This is a genomic window from Flavobacterium sp. UBA5153 (assembly GCA_002413745.1).
GTDB lineage: Bacteria > Bacteroidota > Bacteroidia > Flavobacteriales > Flavobacteriaceae > Flavobacterium.
On record DHXP01000047.1, the window covers coordinates 4968 to 6084 of the forward strand.

General features: G+C 29.8%; 3 protein-coding genes and 1 pseudogene. All 4 read right to left on the reverse strand.

Going from position 1 to position 1117, the window contains the following annotated elements; genetic code table 11:
* A pseudogene (locus B2145_RS09585) lies at positions 1-413 on the reverse strand (diguanylate cyclase); the annotation flags it as partial.
* A complete protein-coding gene (locus B2145_RS09590) occupies positions 397-630 on the reverse strand; it encodes a hypothetical protein (RefSeq protein ID WP_291101541.1) in 234 nt (77 codons plus the stop codon). The pseudogene B2145_RS09585 and the gene B2145_RS09590, both read right to left, overlap by 17 nt.
* A 73-nt stretch (positions 631-703) precedes the next feature.
* Entirely contained in the window at positions 704-982 is a 279-nt protein-coding gene (locus B2145_RS09595; RefSeq protein ID WP_291101543.1) for a YtxH domain-containing protein, read from the reverse strand.
* Positions 983-1009: 27 nt separating this feature from the next.
* Entirely contained in the window at positions 1010-1111 is a 102-nt protein-coding gene (locus B2145_RS09600; RefSeq protein WP_349677709.1) for a lmo0937 family membrane protein, read from the reverse strand.
* Positions 1112-1117: the final 6 nt, after the last annotated feature.

Below are 1117 nucleotides of genomic sequence, written 5' to 3' on the forward strand. Positions count from 1 at the left end.
ATTAATTTTTTGTTGGCAATAATAAGTTCGGATGCTCGTATATCTTTTTCAAGCTTATTGAAGGCAATTTCCCTTTTAGCAATGATTAATTCTACAGCATTTTTTTTATTTTCTTCATTTTGAAAGACAAGTTCTTTATTAGCGATGACTAACTCAGCTTCACGTTTTTCTCTTTCTCCATATTGATATGCTAATTCTTTATTTGCAATAATTAGCTCAGCAGTGAGACTTCCCCTTTCTTTATATTGGAAGGTGAGTTCTTTGTTTGCGAGAATCAGCTCTGCAGCACTTTTTTCTATTTCTACGTTTTTAGAATCAAGTTCTCTATTGGCTTTCATTAATTTTACCGCGAGTTTGTTTTCCATCAAAACGATAGATTCCTTTAAGATATCAATTTCATTTACCGGTTTCATAGTATCTTTTTTTCGATTTATTATGATAGCAAAAACCCGAGAGACATTTTAATCCTTCGATTTTTATGAGCAAAGTGAATATAGTAACAACAATAGAAATCGTCAATTCTGACATAAAAGATGATAAAACATCGGCTATTTTGTCTTTCAAACTTAGGGTTACTAATTTTGAATTTGACTCATTAGAATTTTTTCCTTTTTCGGAGAGAATTTCCATTGTTGTTACTTGAATTGTATATAATTTTATGTTTAAAAGTTTTGAAACTTTAGAACAATAAATAGAATTAATTTTAAAGCTCTTGACTTTTGATTTCTTTTTTTATTGAATTTAATTTTGCTTTTCCTTCAGCAATTAAATCTTTTTCAGATTGCCAAATGGAATCATATTTTTTTGACACGTTATCAATCAATGAATCCAATTTGTCTTTAAAAACATCAACACTGTCATTGCCTTTTCTTGCAATTTTTCTTCTGGTTTTTGATCCCTTTTCAGGTGCGAATAAAATCCCCATCAATGCACCAGCGGCAACACCGCCTAAAACGCCTAATATTAATTTATCAGTTTTCATGATTTTTTTTTTTATTGTTTAATTTATTTATATTTTTTTTCCTTGAATAAGTCTTAATAGTATCGCGATAATTGCGAAAACAAGAAGGATGTGGATTATTGATCCTGCACTATAGGCAAAGAACCCGATTGCCCA